The following is a 22,889-nucleotide window of genomic DNA, read 5'->3' on the forward strand; positions in this document are numbered from 1 at the left end:
AAGTCAGACGGCGCTCAGCGCGCGTTCAAGGTTTGCCAACAGGGTATGCCGAAATGGCCCAGTAGTTCTGCGGTTTCGCACAGCGGCAGGCCGACAACGGCTGAGTAACTGCCTTCAAGCCCGGCGACGAACACCGCGCCCAGCCCTTGGATACCATAGCTGCCAGCCTTGTCCCGGGGTTCGCCGCTGGCCCAATAGGCCATTGCTTCCGGTTCGGTGATGGGGCGAAAACGCACCCGGCTGCGCACCACCCGTGATTCGCAGCGCGAGCCGTCCAGTACGGCGATGGCGGTCAACACCTCATGGTCGCGACCGGACAGGCTCAGGAGCATCGACAAGGCGTCAGCCTGGTCCACGGGTTTGCCAAGAATCCGCCCCTCCAGCACCACGGCGGTGTCCGCCCCGAGCACGCAGCCCTCCACACCGGCGTCCAGGCCTCGTCGCCCAGCCTCGGCCTTGCCGCGCGCCAGGCGCTCGACATAGGCCGATGGGGTTTCATGATCCAGGGGCGTTTCGTCGATGTCCGCGCCGATGGCGGTAAAGGGCACGCCGATCTGCGTGAGCAGTTCACGCCGACGCGGCGAACCTGAGGCGAGGTAAAGCGGTTTCATCAAGACATCTCCCTAACGCGACCGGCTTTTGTGGCGAGGGGATTTATCCCCGTTGGGCTGCGCTGCAGCCCTAAAGCAGTGAACTCAATCTTCCTGGCACACCGAGTTGCCTGGCTTGGGGCTGCTGCGCAGCCCAGCGGGGATAAATCCCCTCGCCACTGGGATGTGAGTCATCAAAAAAGTGTAGATAGCCTGACCGAATCAGTTGATTTTGAAACGCAGGCGCAGGCCACGCAAACCGAAGCTGACCCATGGCCAGAGCAAGGCACTGACCAGGGCTGGCAAGACCAGCGCCAGGGTCGGCTGGCGATTGCCGGTCAGCGCGCTGAGCCACAACTGCACCAGTTGCGCCAGGCCGAAGATCACCAGGATCACCAGGCACTGTTGCCACATGGGGAACATCCGCAGGCGTTGTTGCAGCGACAGCACCAGGAAGGTGATCAGGGTCAGGATCAACGCGTTCTGTCCCAACAGCGTGCCGTAAAGCACGTCCTCGGCCAGGCCCAGGCACCAGGCGGTGACCATGCCGACCTTGTGGGGCAAGGCCAGCGCCCAGAAGGCCAGCAACAGGGCCAGCCACAGGGGACGCAGGATTTCCATGAACTGCGGCAGCGGCGAAACGCTGAGCAACAGGCCGATGGCGAAGGTCAGCCAGACCATCCAGCCGTTACCGGATTGGGTACTGCTCATTCTTCTCGTGCTCCCCTGGTCGCCGGTGTAGCGGCGGGTGTCGAGGCCGGTGGTCGAGCCGCAGGCCTCGCAGGCTGGGACGCCGGCGCATGGTTGGCCGGTCGGGCGGGTGTCGCGGCAGGCGTGGCGGGTGCGGTCGACGGCGTGGTGGCCGGGGCAGTCGCAGCGGGTGTTGCCGCTGGAGGCTTGGGCACCGTGGCCGGTGCTGCGGGTGCGGTCGGGGCAGCCGACTCACCGCCCTGGCGGTCCTGGGCTTCCTGGGCCACGGCGGCGTCGTTGGCACGCTCTTCCGGTGTGCGGTTGTCACTGAAGACCAGCAGCAGGTAGCGGCTGCGATTCAGCGCCGCCGTCGGCACCGCGCGGACAATGGCGAACGGCTGGCCGGAGTCATGGATGACTTCCTTGACCGTTGCCACCGGATACCCGGCCGGGAAGCGCTGGCCGAGGCCGGAGCTGACCAGCAAGTCGCCTTCCTTGATGTCGGCGGTATCGGCCACGTGCCGCAGTTCCAGGCGCTCCGGGTTGCCGGTGCCGCTGGCAATCGCCCGCAGGCCGTTGCGGTTGACCTGCACCGGAATGCTGTGGGTGGTATCGGTCAGCAACAGCACGCGGGAGGTATAGGGCATCAACTCCACCACCTGGCCCATCAGGCCCCGGGCATCGAGCACCGGCTGGCCGAGGACCACGCCATCGCGCTCGCCCTTGTTGATCAGGATGCGGTGGGTGAAGGGGTTGGGGTCCATGCCGATCAACTCGGCCACTTCGACCTTCTCGTTGACCAGTGCGGAGGAGTTGAGCAACTCGCGCAGCCGCACGTTCTGCTCGGTGAGGGCCGCCAACTTCTGCATGCGCCCCTGCAACAGCAGGTTTTCGGTCTTGAGTTTTTCGTTTTCGGCGACCAGTTCGGTCCGGCTGCCAAATTGGCTGGCGACACCTTGCCATAAGCGCTGCGGCAGGTCGGTGATCCAATAGGATTCCATCAACACCAGCGACATCTGGCTGCGTACAGGCTTGAGCAGCGTGAAGCGGGCATCGACCACCATCAGCGCGACCGATAGCACGGTCAGCACCAGCAGGCGCACGCCCAATGAGGGGCCTTTGGCGAAAAGCGGTTTAATAGGCCGCTCCTCCCAGGCAAATGTTTTCTTTATTCATACGGCATCAAACCGGCCTGGATACGAATGACAGAAGATAAACGCCAACGGGCAGCACTGCAAAGTGCTGCCCGGGAGCGAACAACATAGACCACTCAGCCAGACTTATTCGCTGGAGAGCAGGTCCATGGTGTGCTTGTCCATCATTTCCAATGCACGGCCACCGCCGCGGGCAACGCAGGTCAACGGGTCTTCGGCCACGATCACCGGCAGGCCGGTTTCCTGGGCCAGCAGCTTGTCGAGGTCACGCAACAGCGCACCACCACCGGTCAGCACCAGGCCGCGCTCGGCGATGTCCGAGGCCAGCTCCGGCGGCGACTGCTCCAGGGCGCTCTTGACGGCCTGGACGATGGTCGCCAGCGATTCCTGCAACGCTTCGAGCACTTCGTTGGAGTTGAGGGTAAAGGCCCGTGGAACGCCTTCGGCCAGGTTGCGACCGCGTACGTCGACTTCACGCACTTCACCGCCCGGATAGGCCGTGCCGATTTCCTGCTTGATGCGCTCGGCGGTGGATTCGCCGATCAGGCTGCCGTAGTTGCGACGCACATAAGTGATGATCGCTTCGTCGAAACGGTCGCCGCCCACACGTACGGATTCGGCGTAGACCACACCGTTGAGAGAGATCAGTGCGATTTCAGTGGTACCGCCACCGATGTCGACGACCATCGAGCCGCGGGCTTCTTCCACCGGCAGGCCGGCACCGATGGCAGCGGCCATGGGCTCTTCGATCAGGAACACTTCACGGGCACCGGCACCGAGGGCCGATTCACGGATGGCGCGACGCTCTACCTGGGTGGACTTGCATGGCACGCAGATCAGCACACGAGGGCTGGGCTGCAGGAAACTGTTTTCGTGAACCTTGTTGATGAAGTACTGCAGCATCTTCTCGCAGACGCTGAAGTCGGCGATCACGCCGTCCTTCATGGGGCGAATGGCCGCGATGTTGCCCGGTGTACGGCCCAGCATGCGCTTGGCTTCCGTACCGACAGCCACGACACTCTTCTGGTTACCATGGGTGCGGATGGCCACGACCGAGGGTTCATTCAGGACGATACCGCGCTCGCGCACGTAAATAAGGGTGTTGGCAGTGCCCAGGTCGATGGAAAGATCGCTGGAAAACATGCCACGCAGTTTCTTGAACATGGGAAAGGGACCCTAGGCAACGCGTGGGTAAAAAAGTGCGGCAAACTCTAACAACGACAGGGATTTTGGGCAAGGCGCCAATATGTTAAATTGGCCGCTTTTCTGTGCACCAAACCCCGAAATCGCGGCCGTAGGGCCGTAGAAATGCGGTAGTGTTCCGACAATCTAACACACGGACAGACTGCGTCCGTTTTGTTTTCCACTGGAGAATCCCATGGCGCTTGAACGCTCCGACGTGGAAAAAATCGCTCATCTGGCCTGTCTGGGCCTCAATGAAGCCGATCTTCCACACATTACTTCTGCCCTGAACAGCATTCTGGGGCTGGTCGACGAGATGCAGGCGGTCAACACCGACGGTATCGAACCCCTGGCCCACCCACTGGAAGCCAGCCAGCGCCTGCGCGCCGACGTCGTGACCGAGTCCAATCACCGCGAGGCCTACCAGTCCATCGCACCAGCGGTCGAAAACGGCCTGTACCTGGTTCCGAAAGTCATCGACTAAAGGGAAAGAGCCTCTCATGCATCACATGACCCTGGCCGAGATCGCCCGCGGACTCGCCGATAAAAAGTTTTCCTCCGAAGAACTGACCCAGGTCCTGCTGGCGCGCATCGCCCAGCTCGACCCGCAGCTCAACAGCTTCATCAGCCTCACCCAGGAGCTGGCCCTGAACCAGGCCAAGACCGCCGACGCCCGTCGCGCCAAGGGTGAGACCGGCGCCCTGCTCGGTGCGCCGATTGCCCACAAGGACCTGTTCTGCACCCAGGGCATCCGCACCAGTTGCGGCTCGAAGATGCTCGACAACTTCAAGGCCCCGTACGATGCCACCGTGGTCGCCAAGCTGGCCGCCGCTGGCACCGTGACCCTGGGCAAGACCAACATGGACGAATTCGCCATGGGCTCGGCCAACGAGTCGAGCTACTACGGCGCGGTGAAGAACCCGTGGAACCTGGAACACGTACCGGGCGGCTCGTCCGGCGGTTCCGCCGCCGCCGTGGCCGCGCGCCTGTTGCCGGCCGCCACCGCCACCGATACCGGTGGCTCGATTCGCCAGCCAGCAGCGTTCACCAACCTCACCGGCCTAAAGCCGACCTACGGTCGCGTTTCGCGCTGGGGCATGATCGCCTACGCCTCCAGCCTCGACCAGGGTGGCCCGTTGGCGCGCACCGCCGAAGACTGCGCGATCCTGCTGCAAGGCATGGCCGGCTTCGACCCGAACGACTCCACCAGCATCGATGAGCCCGTTCCGGACTACAGCGCCAGCCTCAACGGTTCGCTGCAAGGTTTGCGCATCGGCGTGCCGAAGGAATACTTCAGCGCCGGTCTCGACCCGCGCATCGCCGAGCTGATCCACAACAGCGTCAAGGAGCTGGAGAAGCTCGGCGCGGTCATCAAGGAAATCAGCCTGCCGAACATGCAGCACGCGATTCCTGCGTACTACGTGATCGCCCCGGCGGAAGCGTCCTCGAACCTGTCGCGCTTCGACGGCGTGCGCTTCGGCTATCGCTGCGAGAACCCGGAAAACCTGGTCGACCTGTACAAGCGCTCCCGTGGCGAAGGCTTCGGTGCCGAAGTGCAGCGCCGGATCATGGTCGGCGCCTATGCGCTGTCCGCCGGCTACTACGATGCCTACTACCTCAAGGCGCAGAAAATCCGCCGCCTGGTGAAGAACGACTTCATGGCCGCCTTCAACGAGGTCGACATCATCCTCGGCCCGACCACGCCGAACCCGGCCTGGAAACTCGGCGCCAAGAACAGCGACCCGGTCGCCGAGTACCTGGAAGACGTCTACACCATCACCGCCAACCTCGCCGGCTTGCCGGGCCTGTCCATGCCGGCCGGCTTCGTCGATGGCTTGCCGGTGGGCGTGCAATTGCTCGCGCCGTATTTCCAGGAAGGCCGCCTGTTGAACGTTGCCCATCAGTATCAGTTGAACACTGACTGGCACACCCGCACCCCAACCGGCTTCTGAGGAGAAACACATGCAATGGGAAGTCGTGATCGGGCTGGAGATTCATACCCAGCTCACCACCCGGTCGAAAATCTTTTCCGGTAGCTCCACCACATTCGGTTCCGAGCCCAACACCCAGGCCAGCCTGGTGGACCTGGGCATGCCCGGCGTCTTGCCGGTGCTGAACCAGGAAGCGGTGCGCATGGCGGTGATGTTCGGCCTGGCGATTGACGCCGAGATCGGCCAACACAACGTGTTCGCCCGCAAGAACTACTTCTACCCGGACCTGCCCAAGGGCTACCAGATCAGCCAGATGGAATTGCCGATCGTCGGCAAGGGCCACCTGGACATCGCCCTGGAAGACGGCACGGTCAAGCGCGTCGGCATCACCCGGGCGCACCTGGAAGAAGACGCCGGCAAGAGCCTGCACGAAGAATTCAACGGTGCCACCGGCATCGACCTGAACCGTGCCGGCACGCCGCTGCTGGAAATCGTCTCCGAGCCGGACATGCGCAGCGCCAAGGAAGCCGTGGCCTACGTCAAGGCGATCCACGCGCTGGTGCGCTACCTGGGCATCTGCGACGGCAACATGGCCGAAGGTTCGCTGCGCTGCGACTGCAACGTGTCGATCCGGCCCAAGGGCCAGGTTGAATTCGGCACCCGCTGCGAGATCAAGAACGTCAACTCGTTCCGCTTCATCGAGAAGGCGATCAACAGCGAGATCCAGCGCCAGATCGAACTGATCGAGGACGGCGGCAAGGTTATCCAGCAGACCCGCCTGTACGACCCGAACAAGGACGAGACCCGTCCGATGCGCAGCAAGGAAGAAGCCAACGACTACCGTTACTTCCCCGACCCGGACCTGCTGCCGGTGGTCATCGAGGATTCGTTCCTCAATGACGTGCGCGCCACCCTGCCGGAACTGCCACCGCAGAAACGCGAGCGCTTCCAGGCACAGTTCGGCCTGTCGAGCTATGACGCCAACGTCCTGGCCACCAGCCGCGAACAGGCCGATTACTTCGAGAAAGTCGTGAGCATTGGCGGCGACGCCAAGCTGGCGGCCAACTGGGTGATGGTCGAGTTGGGCAGCCTGTTGAACAAACAGGGCCTGGAAATCGATGAGTCGCCGGTCTCGGCCGAGCAACTGGGCGGCATGCTGGTGCGGATCAAGGACAACACCATTTCCGGCAAGATCGCCAAGATGGTGTTCGAAGCCATGGCCAATGGTGAAGGCAGCGCCGACGAGATCATCGAGAAGCGCGGCTTGAAGCAGGTCACCGACACCGGGGCGATCAGCGCCGTGCTCGATGAAATGCTCGCGGCCAACGCCGAGCAGGTCGAACAGTACCGTGCGGCAGACGAAGCCAAGCGCGGCAAGATGTTCGGCTTCTTTGTCGGCCAGGCCATGAAGGCCTCCAAGGGCAAGGCCAACCCGCAACAGGTCAACGAACTGCTCAAAAGCAAGCTCGAGGGCTGATAGCCATGGAGCCAGATTTCAAGCCTGGCTCCCTTCGCCCTTACGGGAGCGAGCCCGTGGGAGCAAAGCTTGCTCGCGATGAAGACACGTCGATCCATCAGTGGACCGCGTTATCGTTCATCGCGAGCAAGCTTTGCTCCCACAGGCTTTACTCCCACAAGCTTTGCTCCCACAGGCCAGTTCCCCTATCTGTAGTTGGAAAACCCTACATGAAGCGTCTCCTCGGCGCCTGCGCCCTGCTGTCCCTGCTGGCCGGTTGCGCCAGCCAGAGCGGGACGGTCGATCCACACGGCTACGACCAGACCGGCGTCGCCTCTTATTACGGTGCCAGGCACCATGGCAAGCGCACCGCCAGCGGCGAGCGTTTCAACCAGCACGGCCTGACTGCCGCCCATCGCCAGTTGCCGTTTGGCACCCGGGTGAAAGTCACCAACCTGAAAAACAACGACAGCGTCGTGGTCCGCATCAACGACCGCGGCCCGTATACTCGTGGCCGTTTGATCGACATATCCCGCGAAGCCGCCGAGCAACTGGGCATGTTGCGCAGCGGCACCGCGCGGGTGCGCGTGCAAGCCCTCGACGATTGATAGACGGAGCCCGGCCATTTCCCTAATCACCGCCCTACCGCTGCTCAGCCTGATCGAATTGTTCGGCGCCCTGCTGTTGCTGATCGGCGGCGCCGAACTGCTGGTGCGCGCCGCCGTGGGCCTGGCGGCACGCTTGCAGGTACGGCCGCTGATCATCGGCCTGACCGTCGTCGCCTTCGGCAGCAGCGCGCCGCAAATGGCCGTCAGCCTGCAAGCGACCCTGGCGCAGAACGCCGACATCGCCGTGGGCAGCGTGATCGGCAGCGGCATCTTCAACATCCTCGTCACCCTCGGGCTGTCGGCGCTGATCATTCCGTTGCGCGTCTCGCGCCAACTGGTGCGCCTGGACATCCCGCTGATGATCGGTGCCAGCCTGCTGGTGTTCGTGCTGGCATTGAATGAAGAACTGACCCGATTGGACGGCGCCTGGCTGCTGCTGGCCCTGGCGGTGTACCTCGGGTTGTTGCTGCGCCAGTCGCGGCATTCGGCGCGTCCGCACCCGGTGGGGGGCGAGGTGGCCCACCTGTCCTGGTTCAAGAGTGTGCTGATGATTGCGTCGGGCCTGGCGATGCTGGTATTCGCCGGGCACTTGTTGCTGGGTGCGGCAGTGGAAGTGGCGACGGACCTCGGGCTCTCGGAACGCATCATCGGCCTGACCATCGTCGCCGTCAGCACCTCGCTGCCTGAACTCGCCACTTCGCTGATCGCCGCCTTGCGGGGCCAGCGGGACATTGCCGTGGGCAACGTGATCGGCAGTAATCTGTTCAACCTGCTGGGCGTGCTGGGGGTCACCGCCCTCGCCGCACCCACGCCACTGTCGGTCTCGCCGAACGCCCTGGATTTCGACCTGCCGGTGATGCTCGGCGTGGCGGTGCTGTGCCTGCCGGTGTTCTATTCCGGTTATCGCGTCACCCGTGCCGAAGGCCTGCTGTTCCTGGGTTTGTACCTGGCCTATGGGCTGCACGTGGTGTCGTTCACCACCGGCATGCCCCTGGCCGGCCAACTGGAACGGCTGATGCTGTTCTATGTGCTGCCGGCCCTGCTCGCGTTTTTGCTGTTCACCTCCCTGCGCGCCTGGCGCCGCCAACACCACAAGAGGGATTTGCCATGACCGACACTCCAAAGACCGGCCTGGACATGCGTCGCCAGGTCATGGGCGACGCGTTCGTCGACCGCGCCCTGGGCAACGCCACCGACTTCACCCAGCCGTTGCAGGACTTCGTCAACGAACACGCCTGGGGCAGCGTCTGGAGCCGCGACGGCCTGCCGCTGAAGACTCGCAGCCTGATCACCCTCGCCGCCCTCACCGCCCTCAAGTGCCCGCAGGAGCTCAAGGGTCATGTGCGTGGTGCACTGAACAATGGTTGCACGGTGGAAGAGATTCGCGAGGCGTTGCTGCATTGCGCGGTGTACGCGGGCGTGCCGGCGGCGATTGATGCGTTTCGGGCGGCGCAGGAAGTGATCGATAGTTATCAGAAATCTGAGTGAGCGTTAGATCGCTATCGCGAGCAAGCTCGCTCCCACAGGTGATCGTGGGTGTATGGGGTATTTGAATGCACCTAAAAACCACTGTGGGAGCGAGCTTGCTCGCGATTGGACCTCAAGAACACCGCAAGCCCAAGCCTAGATCCAGCCACCCCACTGCAACACAAAGATCCCCAGGTTGGTGGTAATCGCCGCCATCAAGGTGGTGATGACGATGATCGCCGCCGCCAGTTCATGGTTGCCATCGGCCGCCCGGGCCATGACATAGCTCGCGGCGGCGGTGGGGCTGCCGAAGTACAGGAACAGAATCCCCAGTTCCGCCCCGCGAAAGCCCCAGAGCCAGGCACCGAGGGTGGTCACCAGCGGCAGGCCGACCATTTTCACCAGGCTCGAACTCAAGGCCATTTTGCCGCTCTTGCGCAGGGCCGCCAGCGACAGCGTGCCGCCGATGCAGATCAGCGCCAGGGGCAAGGTCATTTGCGACAAGTATTTGGCCGAGGTCTCGAACCAGTTCGGCAGGCCGATCTGCCAATAGGCGAACGGCGCGGCGACGATCACGCTGATGATCAGCGGGTTGCTGATCACGCTTTTGCAGATGCTCCACGGATCGGACTTGATCACCGGGCTGTAGACCGCCAGCACGATGGTCGACAAGGTGTTGTAGAACAGGATCACCAACGCCGCGAGAATCGACCCCAGGGAAATCCCGTAGTCGCCATACATGCTCGCCGCCAGCGCCAGGCCGATCACCCCGTTGTTGCCGCGAAACGCACCCTGGGTGTAGATGCCGCGATCCTCCCGCGGGCAACGCCAGATCGCCCAACCCCAAGCCATCGCAAAGCTCACCAGGGTGGCGATAGAGAAATAGATCAACAGGTCAGGCTGCAAAGCCGAGTGCAGGTCGGCGTGCAGGATGCCGAGGAACAACAGCGCCGGCATGGTGACGTTGAACACCAGGGACGAGGCGATGTGGATGAAGTTGTCGTTGATCCAGTTGATGCGCTTGAGCAACACCCCCAGAAACAGCATGGCGAACACCGGCGCGGTGACGTTCAGGGTTTCGAGGAAAATTGCCAGCATGCCGGAGGACCTTGAGAGGGGTGTCGTTAGGTGGCTAATGATAAGCCACTCACGGCATTGGCGTCTGGTAGAGCGTTATCGCGAGCAAGCTCGCTCCCACATTTTTTTGGGGCGCTCACAGAAACTGAATTCACTCCATTCCCTGTGGGAGCGAGCTTGCTCGCGATGGAGGCGGCACATTCAAAATCAACTCAAGCTGAACCAGCGCTATCGCGAGCAAGCTCGCTCCCACACACTCCTTCTTGGGTGAACTCAGAATCTACATTCACCAAAAACCCCCTGTGGGAGCGAGCTTGCTCGCGATGGCGGCGGCACATTCAAAATCAACTCAAGCTGAACCATCGCTATCGCGAGCAAGCTCGCTCCCACATTGGATCTCCCACACTGGATCTCCAGCGATCACAAGTACATCAGGTAATCGGCGCAGGGTTGAACAAGGTGATGTCGTTGTACAGCTTGTGCCGCTCGGCCCAGGTCTGTTTCTTGCCGCTGGCCACGTCCAGGTAGTAGTGGAACAGCTCCCAGCCCAACTCTTCGATGGTCGCCCGTCCGGTGGCGATCCGGCCGGCGTCGATGTCGATCAGGTCCGGCCAGCGCTGGGCCAGTTCGGTGCGGGTCGAGACCTTCACCACCGGGGCCATGGCCAAGCCGTACGGCGTGCCGCGGCCGGTAGTGAACACGTGCAGGTTCATCCCCGCCGCCAGTTGCAGCGTGCCGCAGACAAAATCACTGGCCGGTGTGGCGCAGAAGATCAGGCCCTTTTGCTTGAAGCGCTCGCCCGGGCCGAGCACGCCGTTGATCGCGCTGCTGCCGGACTTGACGATCGAGCCCAGGGATTTTTCGACGATGTTCGACAGCCCGCCCTTCTTGTTGCCCGGCGTGGTGTTGGCACTGCGATCGGCTTCGCCCTTGGCCAGGTAGCGGTCGTACCAGTCCATTTCCCGCACCAGCTCCTGGGCGACTTCCTGGGTTTGCGCCCGGGAGGTCAGCAGGTAAATCGCATCGCGCACTTCGGTGACTTCAGAGAACATCACCGTCGCCCCCGCCCGCAGCAACAGATCCGAGGCATAGCCCAGCGCCGGGTTGGCGGTGATGCCGGAAAACGCATCGCTGCCGCCGCACTGCATGCCCAGGATCAGCTCCGAGGCCGGCACGGTTTCGCGACGGCGCTGGTCGAGTTTCTTCAGGCGCGTTTCAGCCAACTCCATGATCTGCTCGATCATTTCGGTAAAGCCGTGACTGGAATCCTGCAAGCGATACAACCACGGCTCGCTGAGGTCCACCGAACTGTCGCCTTCATGCATCACCTGCCCGGCCTGCAATTTCTCGCAGCCCAGGCTGATCACCAGTGCCTCGCCCCCCAGGTTCGGGTTGCGTGCCAGGTTGCGCACGGTGCGGATCGGGATGTAGGCGTCGGTGGCGGTGATCGCCACGCCACAGCCATAACTGTGGGTCAGCGCCACCACGTCATCGACGTTCGGGTACTTGGGCAACAGCTCGTCCTTGATGCGCTTGACCGCGTGGTCCAACACGCCAGTCACGCACTGCACCGTGGTGGTGATACCCAGAATGTTGCGCGTGCCGACAGTCCCGTCGGCGTTGCGATAACCCTCGAAGGTGTAGCCCTCCAGCGGCGCATCGGCCAACGGCACGTCGGTGGACAACGGCAGGCTGTCCAACGGCGGCGCGGTGGGCATGCGCAGTTGGTCTTCCTTGACCCAGCTGCCACGAGGGATCGGTTGCAGCGCGTAGCCAATGACCTGGCCGTAGCGAATCACCTCGCCTCCCTCGGGAATGTCCACCAGGGTGACCTTGTGGCTCTGGGGTACGAAGTCGACGGTGACCAGCCCGTCCGGGAACTCGGTCCCGGCCGGCACGCCCTGGTCATTGACGACGATCACCACGTTGTCCCGCTCATGCAAGCGGATGTAACGGGGCGAATCGGCATGTTCAATCAGTTGCATCGATGCCGCTCCTTCAGGATTTAGCTTCAGACAGGCTGGAAAGGTCGGCATCCTTGGCCGTGGGTTCCTTGAGTACCACACGCTTGATCGGCCCTACGATGACCAGGTAGCTGAACACCGCCACCAGCGCGTTGCAACCGACAAACACCAGTGCCCACTTGAACGAACCCGTGGCGCTGATGATGTAGCCGATGACGATTGGCGTGGTAATCGATGCCAGGTTGCCGAAGGTGTTGAACAGGCCACCGCTCAAGCCGGCGATCTGTTTTGGCGACGTGTCGGACACCACGGCCCAGCCCAGTGCGCCGACGCCTTTACCGAAGAAGGCCAGGGCCATGAAGCCCACCACCATCCATTCGATGTCCACGTAGTTGCACGCCACGATGCTGCTGGACACCAGCAGGCCGGCGATGATCGGCGTCTTGCGGGCGAAGGTCAGCGAGTGGCCCTTGCGCAGCAGGTAATCGGAAATCACCCCGCCGAGCACGCCGCCGATGAAGCCGCAGATCGCCGGCAAGGACGCGATGAAACCAGCCTTGAGGATGGTCATTCCGCGTTCCTGCACCAGGTACACCGGGAACCAGGTCAGGAAGAAGTACGTGATGCCGTTGATGCAGTACTGGCCCAGGTATACGCCGAGCATCATGCGGTTGGTCAGCAGTTGGCGGATGTAATCCCACTTCGGACCGTCGGCTTTCTTTTCCTTGCCCTTGTCCTGGTCCATATCGACCATTGCGCCATTGGCGGCAATGTGATTGAACTCGGCCTCGTTGATCATCGGGTGCTGACGCGGGCTGTAGATCACTTTCAGCCAAACCAGCGAGAACACGATGCCGATCACGCCCATCACGATGAACACGTGCTGCCAACCGAAACGGTAGACGATCCAGCCCATCAGCGGTGCGAACAACACCGTGGCGAAATACTGCGCCGAATTGAAGATCGCCGAGGCGGTGCCACGTTCTGCGGTGGGGAACCAGGCGGCGACGATCCGTGCGTTGCCCGGGAAGGACGGCGCTTCGGCCAGCCCGACCAGGAAGCGCAGCATGAACAGCGCAACCACGGCCGTGGACATGCCGAATTCACCCACATAGCCTTGCAGCACGGTGAACAGCGACCAGGTAAAAATGCTCAACGCATAGATTTTTTTCGACCCGAAACGGTCGAGCAGCCAGCCGCCGGGAATCTGCCCGGCCACATAGGCCCAGCCGAAAGCGGAGAAGATATAACCGAGGGTGACGGCATCGATGCCGAGGTCTTTTTGCAGGCTGGAGCCTGCGATGGCGATGGTCGCGCGGTCGGCATAGTTGATCGTCGTCACCAAAAACAGCATGAGCAGGATCAAATAGCGGACGTGTGTCGGCTTGGTCTCTTGCATGTAATCTACTTCCACTATTTATTTTTATACGGGAAATCAATTTGTGCGGTCGGCGCCGGGACTCGGCGCCGACCGGTGTTGCGTATTACGAACCGATGTAGGAGGTCTTCACCACGGTGTAGAACTCTTGCGCGTAGCGACCTTGCTCACGCGACCCATAGGACGAACCTTTGCGTCCGCCGAACGGCACGTGGTAATCCACGCCGGCGGTCGGCAGGTTGACCATCACCATGCCCGCCTGGGAATGGCGCTTGAAGTGGTTGGCATACTTCAGCGAGGTGGTGGCGATACCGGCCGACAGACCGAACTCGGTGTCGTTGGCCATCGCCAGCGCCGCCTCGTAGTCGGCCACGCGCACGACGTTGGCCACCGGGCCGAAGATCTCTTCGCGGCTGATGCGCATCGACGCTTCGCTGTCGGCGAACAGGGTCGGCGCCAGGAAGTAACCTTCAGTGTCGCACGTCACCAGACCGCCACCGCTGACCAGCCGCGCGCCTTCGCTCTGGCCGATGTCGATGTACTTCAAGTCCTGGCTGAGCTGGGCTTCGGAAACCACCGGGCCGATGTCGGTGCCGGCCTTCAACGCATGACCGACCTTGATCGACTGCATGCGCTCGGCCATCGCCGCGACGAACTTATCGTGGATGCCGGCGGTGACGATCAGGCGGCTCGAGGCCGTGCAACGTTGACCAGTGGAGTAGAACGCGCTCTGCACCGCCAGTTCGACGGCCTGCTTGAGGTCGGCGTCGTCGAGGATGATCTGCGGGTTCTTGCCGCCCATCTCCAACTGCACCTTGGCCTGGCGCGACACGCAATTGACCGCGATCTGCCGGCCCACGCCCACGGAGCCTGTGAAACTGATACCGTCGACTTTCGGGCTGTTGACCAACACTTCGCCGACCACCCGGCCGCTGCCCATCACCAGGTTGAACGCACCGGCCGGGAAACCGGCGCGGGAGATAATTTCAGCCAGGGCCCAGGCGCAGCCCGGTACCAGCTCGGCGGGCTTGATCACCACACAGTTGCCGTAGGCCAGGGCCGGGGCGATTTTCCACGCGGGGATGGCGATCGGGAAGTTCCACGGGGTGATCAGGCCGACCACACCGAGGGCTTCACGGGTCACTTCGACGTTGACGCCTGGGCGCACCGACGGCACGTAATCGCCCGACAGGCGCAGGCATTCACCGGCGAAGAACTTGAAGATGTTACCGGCGCGGGTCACTTCGCCGATGGCTTCGGGCAGGGTCTTGCCCTCTTCCCGGGCCAGCAGTTGACCGAGTTCTTCACGGCGGGCGAGGATCTCGGTGCCGACTTTGTCCAGCGCATCGTGACGGGCCTGGATGCCCGAGGTCGACCAGGCCGGGAAGGCGGCGCGGGCGGCTTCGATGGCGGCATTGACTTGCGCTGCGTCAGCCTTGGCGTATTCACCGATGACATCGGACAAGTCAGACGGGTTGATGTTGGTGCAATAGTCGGCACCGGCCACCCACTGACCGTTGATGTAGTTATCGAAACGCTTTGAATCTGCCACGGAGCTACTCCTTCTACAAAAGCTGTCTAGGGACGCAAAGCGTCCCTGGTGGCATTCCCACGTGGAGCGTGGGAATGAACAAGCCTTACGCAAAAAGCCGCTGATTACTCAGCGGCTTCATCGGTCTGTTACTGCTTGCCTTGCTTGTCGATCAGCGCGGCCAGGGCTTCGTATTCTTCTGGCAGCAGGTCGGTCAGCGGCGTACGCACAGGGCCTGCGTCATAGCCAACGATCTTCGCGCCAGCCTTGACGATGCTCACCGCGTAACCGGCCTTGCGGTTGCGGATGTCCAGGTAAGGCAGGAAGAAGTCGTCGATGATCTTGCCGACAGTCTCGTGATCGTCACGGGCAATGGCGTGGTAGAAGTCCATCGCGGTTTTCGGGATGAAGTTGAACACCGCCGAGGAGTAGACCGGCACGCCCAGGGCCTTGTAGGCCGCGGCGTAGACTTCAGCGGTCGGCAGGCCGCCCAGGTAGCTGAAACGATCGCCGAGGCGACGACGGATCGACACCATCAGTTCGATATCGCCCAAGCCATCCTTGTAGCCGATCAGGTTCGGGCAGCGCTCGGCCAGTTGTTCCAGCTGGGTGGCGTTCAGGCGGCAGACGTTGCGGTTGTACACCACCACGCCGATCTTCACCGATTTGCACACGGCTTCAACGTGGGCGGCAACGCCGTCCTGGCTGGCTTCGGTCAGGTAATGCGGCAACAGCAACAAGCCCTTGGCGCCCAGGCGCTCGGCTTCTTGAGCGTATTCGATGGCTTGGCGGGTGGCACCGCCGACACCGGCAAGGATTGGCACGCTGGTGGCGCAGGTATCGACGGCGGTCTTGATGACCTGGGAATACTCGCTGGCGGCCAGGGAGAAGAATTCACCGGTGCCGCCCGCTGCGAACAATGCAGAGGCGCCATACGGGGCCAGCCACTCGAGGCGCTTGATGTAGCTGTCGCGATTGAAATCGCCTTGGGCAGTGAAATCGGTGACCGGGAACGACAGCAGGCCAGACGAGAGGATGGACTTCAGTTCTTGTGGATTCATTATTCGAACACCCTGGACGCAAATGATGTGTTGTAGGAAACGGTTAGCTTCGCTGAGAAGTTGTAGGTCATCGTACAACTTAAAATATGAACGTCAACTGCATTTCGTCTTTTGTCGGGTGTTGGGTTGAGGTGTTTGGCGTGAAGCCTTGTAAATCGGGGCTTTGGGCGCGATGGGAAGACGGATGAAACTTGCCGGAAAAGCGCCCAGGACCGCTCGTCGCCACTGTCAACTCTGCCAGTAGGCGCCGTTACGGCGAGGGGGCATAACCCACGTATGGCCGTGCTGGGCACGGCCGTAGTCCCTTTCACAATCTTTTAAGTGAGTCGCCCGCGCGCAACGAGCAGGGCTGTCTCACTGGGAGTGACATCATGGCGAAGACGTATGTGAAACCGACGCTAAAGGGTTTTCAACCCTCTGAGGAAGTCGCGATCAGTTTGTCAAATACAGAGACGTTAACAGTGGAGATTCCGGATGCAGCTTTCGAAGCGTACTCGAACGCCCGCCTAACTCTGGGCGAGGGCTCGACGCGTCCAACTCCCGTAGGCGTGTTTACGCCTCTGAGCGAGGGCGAGGAAGGTACGCCACTCAAGGATGTGACAATGCCTCTAACCAATGCCGACTTGAAAAATTACATCGACAAATATTTGACAGATTACATCGACAAATTGGTTGAGCTTCGTTACGAGGTTAGTTACGAGAGCAGGGATCCCGATACATCCGAGCCGCAGATGTTGCGGATCAAGGCGTAGGACTACGCGCCTACGATTCGTCAGACGGGCATACGGATCTAAAGCCGGACACCGCTCCCCTGTGGCGAGGGGATTTATCCCCGCTGGGTTGCGCAGCAACCCCAAAGGCAGCGACTCAATCCGATCAGACACACAGACGCGTCAGTTCCGGGGTTGCTGCGCAACCCAACGGGGATAAATCCCCTCGCCACAGGATGCGTCCGACATGTCCGCGCGTCTCAGCCCTGCGCCTGTGCCTCTTCATGGGCCTGGCGCAGCCTTTCGCGGCTGTTGGTCAGGTGCAAACGCATGGCCGCCCGGGCCGCGTCGGAGTCTTGGCGGGCGATGGCTTCGTAGATTTCCTCGTGCTCGCGGCTCAGGCGATCCATGTAGTGCTGGTGGTCGTCGTGGGCCAGGCGCGCCGAGTTCAGCCGGGTGCGCGGGATGATGCTGGTGCCCAGGTGGGTCATGATGTCGGTGAAGTAGCGATTGCCGGTGGACAGGGCGATTTCCAGGTGGAAGGCGAAGTCCGAGGCCACCGCGTCACTGGCGTGGGCGGCGCTTTCCTTCAAGGCGTCGAGGGCGGCGCGCATCGTCGCCAGTTGCTCGTCGCTGCGGCGCTGCGCCGCCAGCCCGGCGGATTCCACTTCCAGGCTGATGCGCAACTCCAGGATCGCCAGCACGTCGCGCAAGGTGACCACCGTGGCCGGGTCGATGCGGAAACCGCTCGGGCTGGGCGTGTCCAGCACGAAGGTGCCGATGCCATGGCGGGTTTCCACCTGGCCGGCGGCCTGCAAGCGGGAAATCGCCTCACGCACCACGGTGCGGCTGACGCCATGGGCTTCCATGATCGCCGACTCGGTGGGCAATTTATCACCGCGCTTGAGCAGGCCGTCGCGAATCTGCTCGGTCAGCACCGTCACCAGCTCCTGCGCCAGGCTGCGGCGCTTGCGGGGAAGGCGGGGTACGTCGATCGGGTTTTCCATTGTGTCTGTGTCTCGGCAAGCGGCTGAATGACAACATCATAGCGCAACGTGGTTGTACGATCACCGTGGGGCACTGATATCCGGGGCTGGCGGTTAAACCGAGTCGCCTTCATCGCGAGCAAGCTCGCTCCCACATTGGATCGGTTGTGCACCTAGATATCATGATCAACACAAACCCGTGTGGGAGCGAGCTTGCTCGCGATGGCGGCGGGTCAGCCACAGCGACATCAACTGATACATCGCTATCGCGAGCAAGCCCGCTCCCACAGGTTTGGGGGTGGTCAGGCGGTTACGGTGCGCTCCACCAGTTGGCCATTTTCGATACGTACATGTCGCGGATGGAACCGTTTCAAACTGCTTCGGTGGCCGACGCTGACGATGCTCAAGCCCGGCAACTGGTCGATCAGCGCCTGGTACAGCGTCGCCTCGTCTTCTTCGTCCATCGCCGACGTAGCTTCGTCCATGTACAACCATTGCGGTGCATAAAGCAATGCACGGGCAAAGGCCAGGCGTTGTTGCTCGCCAGGCGAGAGCATGCGCTGCCAGTGGTTGCTTTCATCCAGCCGCGCAATCAGGTGCGGCAGGCGGCAGGTTTCCAGCACCTGTGCATAACGTTCGTTGGGGTACACGTCGCCAGCCTGTGGATAACTCAACACCTCCCGCAGGCTGCCAATGGGCAGATAGGGCTTCTGCGGCAGGAACAGGTAACGCGCCGCCGGAAGCCGGATCGTCCCGTGCCCCGCAGGCCACAAATGCCCCATCGCGCGAAACAGAGTGGATTTACCACTGCCGGAACGACCGCTGAGCATGACCCGCTCGCCCGGCGCCACGCTCATATCGGCGTTGTCGAGCAGATGACGACCGTCGGCCAGATCCAACCCGAGGTTATGAACCGCCAACGCGCTGCCCTGGTTCTGCACATCGATGGCCGGCACGCGGTCTTCGTTGTCGCTCATGGCCTGGCGGAAGCTCAGCAGACGATCACAGGTGGCGCGCCAAGCGGCGAGGTCGGCATAGGCACTGATGAACCAACTGAAATTTTCCTGCACATTGCCGAAGGCCGAGTTGATCTGCATCAGCTCGCCCAGTTGGATCTTGCCGGCGAAGTAGCGCGGCGCGGCAACGATGAACGGGAAGATGATCGCGATCTGGCCGTAGCCGGAGGTGAAGAACGTCAGGCGCTTGGACACCCGCATGATGTCCCAGAAGTTATGCCAGACCAGACCGAAACGCCCGCTCAGGCGGCGGTTCTCGTTCGGTTCGCCGTTGTACAGCGCAATGCTCTCGGCGTTTTCACGCACCCGCACCATGGAGAAACGCAGGTCGGCTTCGAAGCGTTGCTGGTTGTTGTTCAGCCCGATCAGGCGTCGGCCGATCAGATGCGTCAACCAACTGCCCACTGCCGCATACACCAGGGCGCACCAGAACATGTAGCCGGGGATGGTGTAGCCGAACACCTCGATGCTGCCGGACACGCCCCACAAAATGATCGAGAACGACACCAGGCTGACGACGGTGCGCAGCAATCCCAGCCCCAGGCCCAAGGTGTTGGTGGTGAAACTGTTAAGGTCTTCGGAAATCCGCTGGTCCGGGTTATCGGTGTAGCCGCCCTGCTCCAGTCGGTAGTAATTCTTGTTGCCCAGCCAGCGGGCGAAGTGCTGCTCGGTGAGCCAGGCCCGCCAACGAATGGTGAGCATCTGGGTGAGGTACAAGCGATAGACGGCGCCGAGAATCGCCACCGCGGCGATGCCGCAGAAATACAGGATCAACTGCCAGAACGCCGCGCTGTCCTTCTCTTGCAGGGCGTTGTAGAAATCCTTGTACCAACTGTTGATCCACACCGAAATTGCCACGCTGAACAGCGACAACGCGATGACAGCGATCAACAACGTCCAGGCCTTGCCCTTCTCCTCACTGCGCCAGTACGGCGTGGTCATTTGCCAGACACGGCGGAAAAACTGCCCGCGCACCGCGTCATTGACCGCGGAATATTCAGCGTTCTGATTCATGGTTAAGGCTCAAATAAAGAAAAGACTCGGGCCGATCATAGAACAACGGCCCGATGTGTCGCGAGGGTGGACAGCATTCGTTCAGCGCAGGTTCAGCGACGCACGGGACGTTTCTGCAATTTGCGCTGCAAGGTCCGCCGGTGCATGCCCAGGGCGCGGGCGGTGGCGGAGATATTGCCTTCGTGCTCGGTCAGCACCCGCTGGATGTGTTCCCATTGCAAGCGATCCACCGACATGGGGTTTTCCGGCACCAGGGTGTCGAGGTCGGCGTGCTCGGACAACAGCGCCGCCAGTACGTCATCGGCATCCGCCGGTTTGCACAGGTAATTGCAGGCACCGCGCTTGATGGCCTCGACCGCGGTGGCGATGCTCGAATAACCGGTGAGGATCACCACGCGCATCTCCGGGTCCAGCTCCAGCAATTTGGGCAACAGCACCAGGCCCGAATCGCCGTCCATTTTCAGGTCCAGGGCGGCATAGTCCGGCAGGTCGGCCTGGGCGATGGTCAGGCCTTCCTCGGCGGAACCTGCGGTACTCACGCGAAAGCCGCGGCGGGACATGGCCCGGGCCATGACGCGGGTGAAGGTGGCGTCGTCATCCACCAGCAACAGGTGCGGCAGTTCTTCGCCGTCGACTTGGATCTCGTCACTCATGTTTCGTCTCCTCGGTCGGCATGGGGCAGGCGCAGCTCGGTGAGCGTGCCGCCTTCCTCATGGGGGTAGAGTTTCACCGAGCCGCCGGCGCGTGTCACGCTGGCTTTGCTCAAGAACAGGCCCAGGCCGAAACCTTTGCCTTTGGTGGTATAGAACGGCTTGCCGATCTGCTCGGCAATCGCCAGGGGCACACCGGCGCCGTGGTCGCGAATGCAGATGGTCAGTTCATAGGCGTTCCAGTCCAACGCCACTTCCAGGTTGTCGGGACAGGCATCGGCGGCATTGTTCAGCAGGTTCAACAGGGCCTGGGTCAGGTCCGGCGGCGGCGCCATGCGCGGCACCACGCCCTTGCCCAGGCACTGGAAGCGATAACTGGCTTCCGGGCGCATCAGGTGCCAGCGGTTCAGGGCATCGTCGAGCCAGAAGGTGACCGCCTGCATGTCGATGTCCAGCCGGCGATTGGCCTCGGCGGCGCGCACCAGGTATTGCAGGGTTTCCTTGCAGAGCTTGACCTGGTCCTGGAGCACGCTGAGATCGTCCTGCAGCGCCGGGTCGTGATGGTCCTGGCGCATTTCCTTGAGCAGCACGCTCATGGTCGCCAGCGGTGTGCCCAGTTCATGGGCGGCGCCAGCGGCCTGGGTCGCTACGGCCAGCAATTGCTCGTCCCGCAGGCCTTCTTCACGACGGATCGCCCGCAGCTCTTCCTGGCGGCGCAGCTCCTCGGCCATGCGCGCGGCAAAAAACGTGATGACCGCCGCGGCCAGGGCGAAGCTCAGCCACATCCCATAGATCTGCAGGTTTTCCCGAGCGATGGGGAAGGTTTCCAGTGGGTAGAAGCGCGCCAGCAGCAAGGTGTACAGCGCCAGGGCGATGCCGGACAGGATCAGCGAATACCGCCAGGGCAAGGTCACGGCGGCGATGGTCAGCGGCACCAGGTAATAGGAGACGAAGGGGTTGGTGGAACCGCCGGAGAAATACAGCAGCGCGCTGTGGATAAACAAGTCCCCGGCCAGCTGCACCGCATATTCCAGCTCGGTCACCGGCCACGAGGCACGCAGGCGAATCGCCGTCAGCGCGCAGAGCACGCTGGAACAGACCAGGGTGATCGCCAGTTGCAGCCAGGGCAGTGGCAGCAGGTCGAACCAATAGGCAAGCCCCACGGAACCGGCCTGGGCCGCGAGGACCAGGATACGGATGAATGTCAGGCGCCAGAGGTTCTGGCGAGAGGCGGAAGTCATTTGCAAAGGGGCGAGCATGAGCTCTCCTGATGAGCGCTCCAGGCGAATCGCACGGAGTATAACCAAGGCGCGGGTTGCCGCGGCAGATATGCGGCAAAGCGCCACAGCTTCCAGCCTCGCTGCATGACCTTGTGGCGAGGGGATACTGTGGGAGCAAGGCTTGCCCGCGATGAAGGCGCTGCGATCTTTCATAGATGGAGGTGCCTGTTTCGCGAGCAAGCTTTGCTCCCACAGCGGGGCGGGGCGACGTTTCGCTAAATCCCCTCGCCACAAAAAGCCTCTCACCCGCAATCTGTATAGAAGTTGTAACTGTGCGAACCCGCCCATAAAAGCTAGAGTCTTATCCTTCACGCAGGCCCGGACCTTACCCCTGCGCCTCATCCCAAGGAGCTTTCATGCACACGTTCAGTCGCCCCGCCGCCCTGCTCGCCCTCAGCCTCGGCACCGTCGCCAGCCTGCCGGCCCTGGCCGCCGACGAGCTTCACTACAACCAGATTTCCCTGCGCGCCGAAGTCAACAAGGACGTGGCCCGTGACCTGATGATCGTCACCCTCTACACGGAGGAGCAAAACACCGACCCGGCCAAACTCGCCGCGACCGTCAGCACTACGCTGAACAAAGCCATCGGCCAGGTCAAAGAGGTCAAGGACATCACCCTGCGCCAGGGCAGCCGCAGCAGCTACCCGATCTACGACAACAAAGGCCAGAAAATCACCGGCTGGCGCGAACGCGCCGAACTGCGCCTGGAAAGCGCCGACTTCGCCGCCCTGTCCAAACTCACCGGCGAACTGCTGGGCGACCTGAAAATGGGCGGCATGGACTTCGCCATCGCCACCGCCACCCGCCAGAGCAGCGAAGACGCCCTGCTCAAAGACGCCGTCAACGCCTTCAAGGCCCGCGCCCAACTCGCCACCGAAGCCTTGGGCGGCAAGGGCTACAAAATCGTCAACCTGAACTTCAACACCAATGGTTATCCACAACCGTACATGCGCCCGCAGATGATGATGAAAGCGGCGTCGATGGATGCCGAGTCGGTCACACCCGAAGTCGTACCTGGCACCAGCCAGGTGACGATGACGGCGGATGGGGTGGTTGAGGTGTTGATGCAGTAATGATCGGCGGTGGTTCAGCCAGTTTCACTGACTCAACCACCGAAGCCGAGCGACAACACTCCCGTGGCGAG

Annotated in this window: 21 protein-coding genes; 8 read left to right on the forward strand and 13 right to left on the reverse strand. The window is 62.2% G+C overall.

Annotation, left to right across the window (positions count from 1 at the left end; genetic code table 11):
* Positions 1-14 precede the first annotated feature (14 nt).
* The 4 genes from AC3A5O_RS18410 to mreB all read right to left on the reverse strand — a co-directional run bounded on the left by AC3A5O_RS18410 (position 15) and on the right by mreB (position 3,598).
* The gene (locus AC3A5O_RS18410; RefSeq protein WP_122568885.1) at positions 15-611 is read right to left on the reverse strand and encodes a Maf family protein; all 597 of its coding nucleotides are present in this window, start codon (positions 609-611) and stop codon (positions 15-17) included.
* Between the two features lie 201 nt (positions 612-812).
* A complete protein-coding gene (mreD, locus tag AC3A5O_RS18415) occupies positions 813-1,301 on the reverse strand; it encodes a rod shape-determining protein MreD (protein ID WP_003197820.1) in 489 nt (162 codons plus the stop codon).
* The gene (gene mreC / locus AC3A5O_RS18420; protein ID WP_487753564.1) at positions 1,298-2,419 is read right to left on the reverse strand and encodes a rod shape-determining protein MreC; all 1,122 of its coding nucleotides are present in this window, start codon (positions 2,417-2,419) and stop codon (positions 1,298-1,300) included. Before mreC ends, mreD begins: the two co-directional genes overlap by 4 nt.
* A 141-nt stretch (positions 2,420-2,560) precedes the next feature.
* On the reverse strand, positions 2,561-3,598 hold the full coding sequence (gene mreB / locus AC3A5O_RS18425; protein WP_002555108.1) for a rod shape-determining protein MreB: 1,038 nt from the start codon (positions 3,596-3,598) through the stop codon (positions 2,561-2,563).
* A gap of 214 nt (positions 3,599-3,812) precedes the next feature.
* On the opposite strand from mreB, the gene gatC reads away from it, so the two are divergent.
* From gatC to AC3A5O_RS18455, 6 genes are all read left to right on the forward strand, one after another.
* Positions 3,813-4,100, forward strand: a complete 288-nt coding sequence (gene gatC / locus AC3A5O_RS18430) for an Asp-tRNA(Asn)/Glu-tRNA(Gln) amidotransferase subunit GatC (RefSeq protein WP_003197816.1) — start codon at positions 3,813-3,815, stop codon at positions 4,098-4,100.
* Between the two features lie 16 nt (positions 4,101-4,116).
* Complete coding sequence (gene gatA / locus AC3A5O_RS18435; RefSeq protein ID WP_305491699.1) at positions 4,117-5,568, forward strand: Asp-tRNA(Asn)/Glu-tRNA(Gln) amidotransferase subunit GatA; 1,452 nt, start codon at positions 4,117-4,119, stop codon at positions 5,566-5,568.
* A 10-nt stretch (positions 5,569-5,578) separates the two neighbouring features.
* Positions 5,579-7,024, forward strand: coding sequence for an Asp-tRNA(Asn)/Glu-tRNA(Gln) amidotransferase subunit GatB (gene gatB, locus AC3A5O_RS18440; protein WP_122568888.1), 1,446 nt, complete (start codon positions 5,579-5,581; stop codon positions 7,022-7,024).
* 209 nt (positions 7,025-7,233) lie between these two features.
* The gene (locus AC3A5O_RS18445; RefSeq protein ID WP_487753529.1) at positions 7,234-7,611 is read left to right on the forward strand and encodes a septal ring lytic transglycosylase RlpA family protein; all 378 of its coding nucleotides are present in this window, start codon (positions 7,234-7,236) and stop codon (positions 7,609-7,611) included.
* 49 nt (positions 7,612-7,660) lie between these two features.
* Positions 7,661-8,722, forward strand: coding sequence for a calcium/sodium antiporter (locus AC3A5O_RS18450; protein WP_122568890.1), 1,062 nt, complete (start codon positions 7,661-7,663; stop codon positions 8,720-8,722).
* Positions 8,719-9,099, forward strand: coding sequence for a carboxymuconolactone decarboxylase family protein (locus tag AC3A5O_RS18455; RefSeq protein ID WP_122568891.1), 381 nt, complete (start codon positions 8,719-8,721; stop codon positions 9,097-9,099). Before AC3A5O_RS18450 ends, AC3A5O_RS18455 begins: the two co-directional genes overlap by 4 nt.
* A 135-nt stretch (positions 9,100-9,234) precedes the next feature.
* On the opposite strand, the gene AC3A5O_RS18460 is transcribed toward AC3A5O_RS18455, so the two are convergent.
* The 5 genes from AC3A5O_RS18460 to kdgD form a co-directional block, all read right to left on the reverse strand.
* Entirely contained in the window at positions 9,235-10,176 is a 942-nt protein-coding gene (locus AC3A5O_RS18460) for an AEC family transporter (protein WP_122568892.1), read from the reverse strand.
* 410 nt (positions 10,177-10,586) lie between these two features.
* Positions 10,587-12,140, reverse strand: coding sequence for a galactarate dehydratase (garD, locus tag AC3A5O_RS18465; RefSeq protein WP_122568893.1), 1,554 nt, complete (start codon positions 12,138-12,140; stop codon positions 10,587-10,589).
* Between the two features lie 13 nt (positions 12,141-12,153).
* Positions 12,154-13,518: an MFS transporter gene (locus AC3A5O_RS18470; protein ID WP_122568894.1), complete on the reverse strand. Its 1,365-nt coding sequence runs from the start codon at positions 13,516-13,518 to the stop codon at positions 12,154-12,156.
* Positions 13,519-13,603: 85 nt separating this feature from the next.
* A complete protein-coding gene (locus AC3A5O_RS18475; protein ID WP_122568895.1) occupies positions 13,604-15,049 on the reverse strand; it encodes an aldehyde dehydrogenase family protein in 1,446 nt (481 codons plus the stop codon).
* 128 nt (positions 15,050-15,177) lie between these two features.
* Entirely contained in the window at positions 15,178-16,089 is a 912-nt protein-coding gene (gene kdgD, locus AC3A5O_RS18480) for a 5-dehydro-4-deoxyglucarate dehydratase (RefSeq protein WP_014336610.1), read from the reverse strand.
* Between the two features lie 371 nt (positions 16,090-16,460).
* Between kdgD and AC3A5O_RS18485 the strand changes: the two genes are divergently transcribed.
* Positions 16,461-16,841 carry a hypothetical protein gene (locus AC3A5O_RS18485; RefSeq protein WP_122568896.1) on the forward strand — a complete coding sequence of 127 codons (381 nt, stop codon included), beginning with the start codon at positions 16,461-16,463 and terminating at the stop codon, positions 16,839-16,841.
* A 218-nt stretch (positions 16,842-17,059) separates the two neighbouring features.
* On the opposite strand, the gene AC3A5O_RS18490 is transcribed toward AC3A5O_RS18485, so the two are convergent.
* From AC3A5O_RS18490 to AC3A5O_RS18505, 4 genes are all read right to left on the reverse strand, one after another.
* A complete protein-coding gene (locus AC3A5O_RS18490; protein WP_072410832.1) occupies positions 17,060-17,806 on the reverse strand; it encodes a FadR/GntR family transcriptional regulator in 747 nt (248 codons plus the stop codon).
* Positions 17,807-18,087: 281 nt separating this feature from the next.
* Positions 18,088-19,815: an ABC transporter ATP-binding protein/permease gene (locus tag AC3A5O_RS18495; RefSeq protein ID WP_122568897.1), complete on the reverse strand. Its 1,728-nt coding sequence runs from the start codon at positions 19,813-19,815 to the stop codon at positions 18,088-18,090.
* Positions 19,816-19,907: 92 nt separating this feature from the next.
* Positions 19,908-20,468 carry a response regulator transcription factor gene (locus AC3A5O_RS18500; RefSeq protein ID WP_003177957.1) on the reverse strand — a complete coding sequence of 187 codons (561 nt, stop codon included), beginning with the start codon at positions 20,466-20,468 and terminating at the stop codon, positions 19,908-19,910.
* A complete protein-coding gene (locus tag AC3A5O_RS18505) occupies positions 20,465-21,724 on the reverse strand; it encodes an ATP-binding protein (protein ID WP_092171480.1) in 1,260 nt (419 codons plus the stop codon). Before AC3A5O_RS18505 ends, AC3A5O_RS18500 begins: the two co-directional genes overlap by 4 nt.
* Before the next feature lie 377 nt (positions 21,725-22,101).
* Here AC3A5O_RS18505 and AC3A5O_RS18510 point away from each other — a divergent pair, with 377 nt between their 5' ends.
* On the forward strand, positions 22,102-22,818 hold the full coding sequence (locus AC3A5O_RS18510) for an SIMPL domain-containing protein (protein ID WP_487753530.1): 717 nt from the start codon (positions 22,102-22,104) through the stop codon (positions 22,816-22,818).
* Positions 22,819-22,889: the final 71 nt, after the last annotated feature.

Source organism: Pseudomonas sp. Soil_N_39, assembly GCF_057655955.1.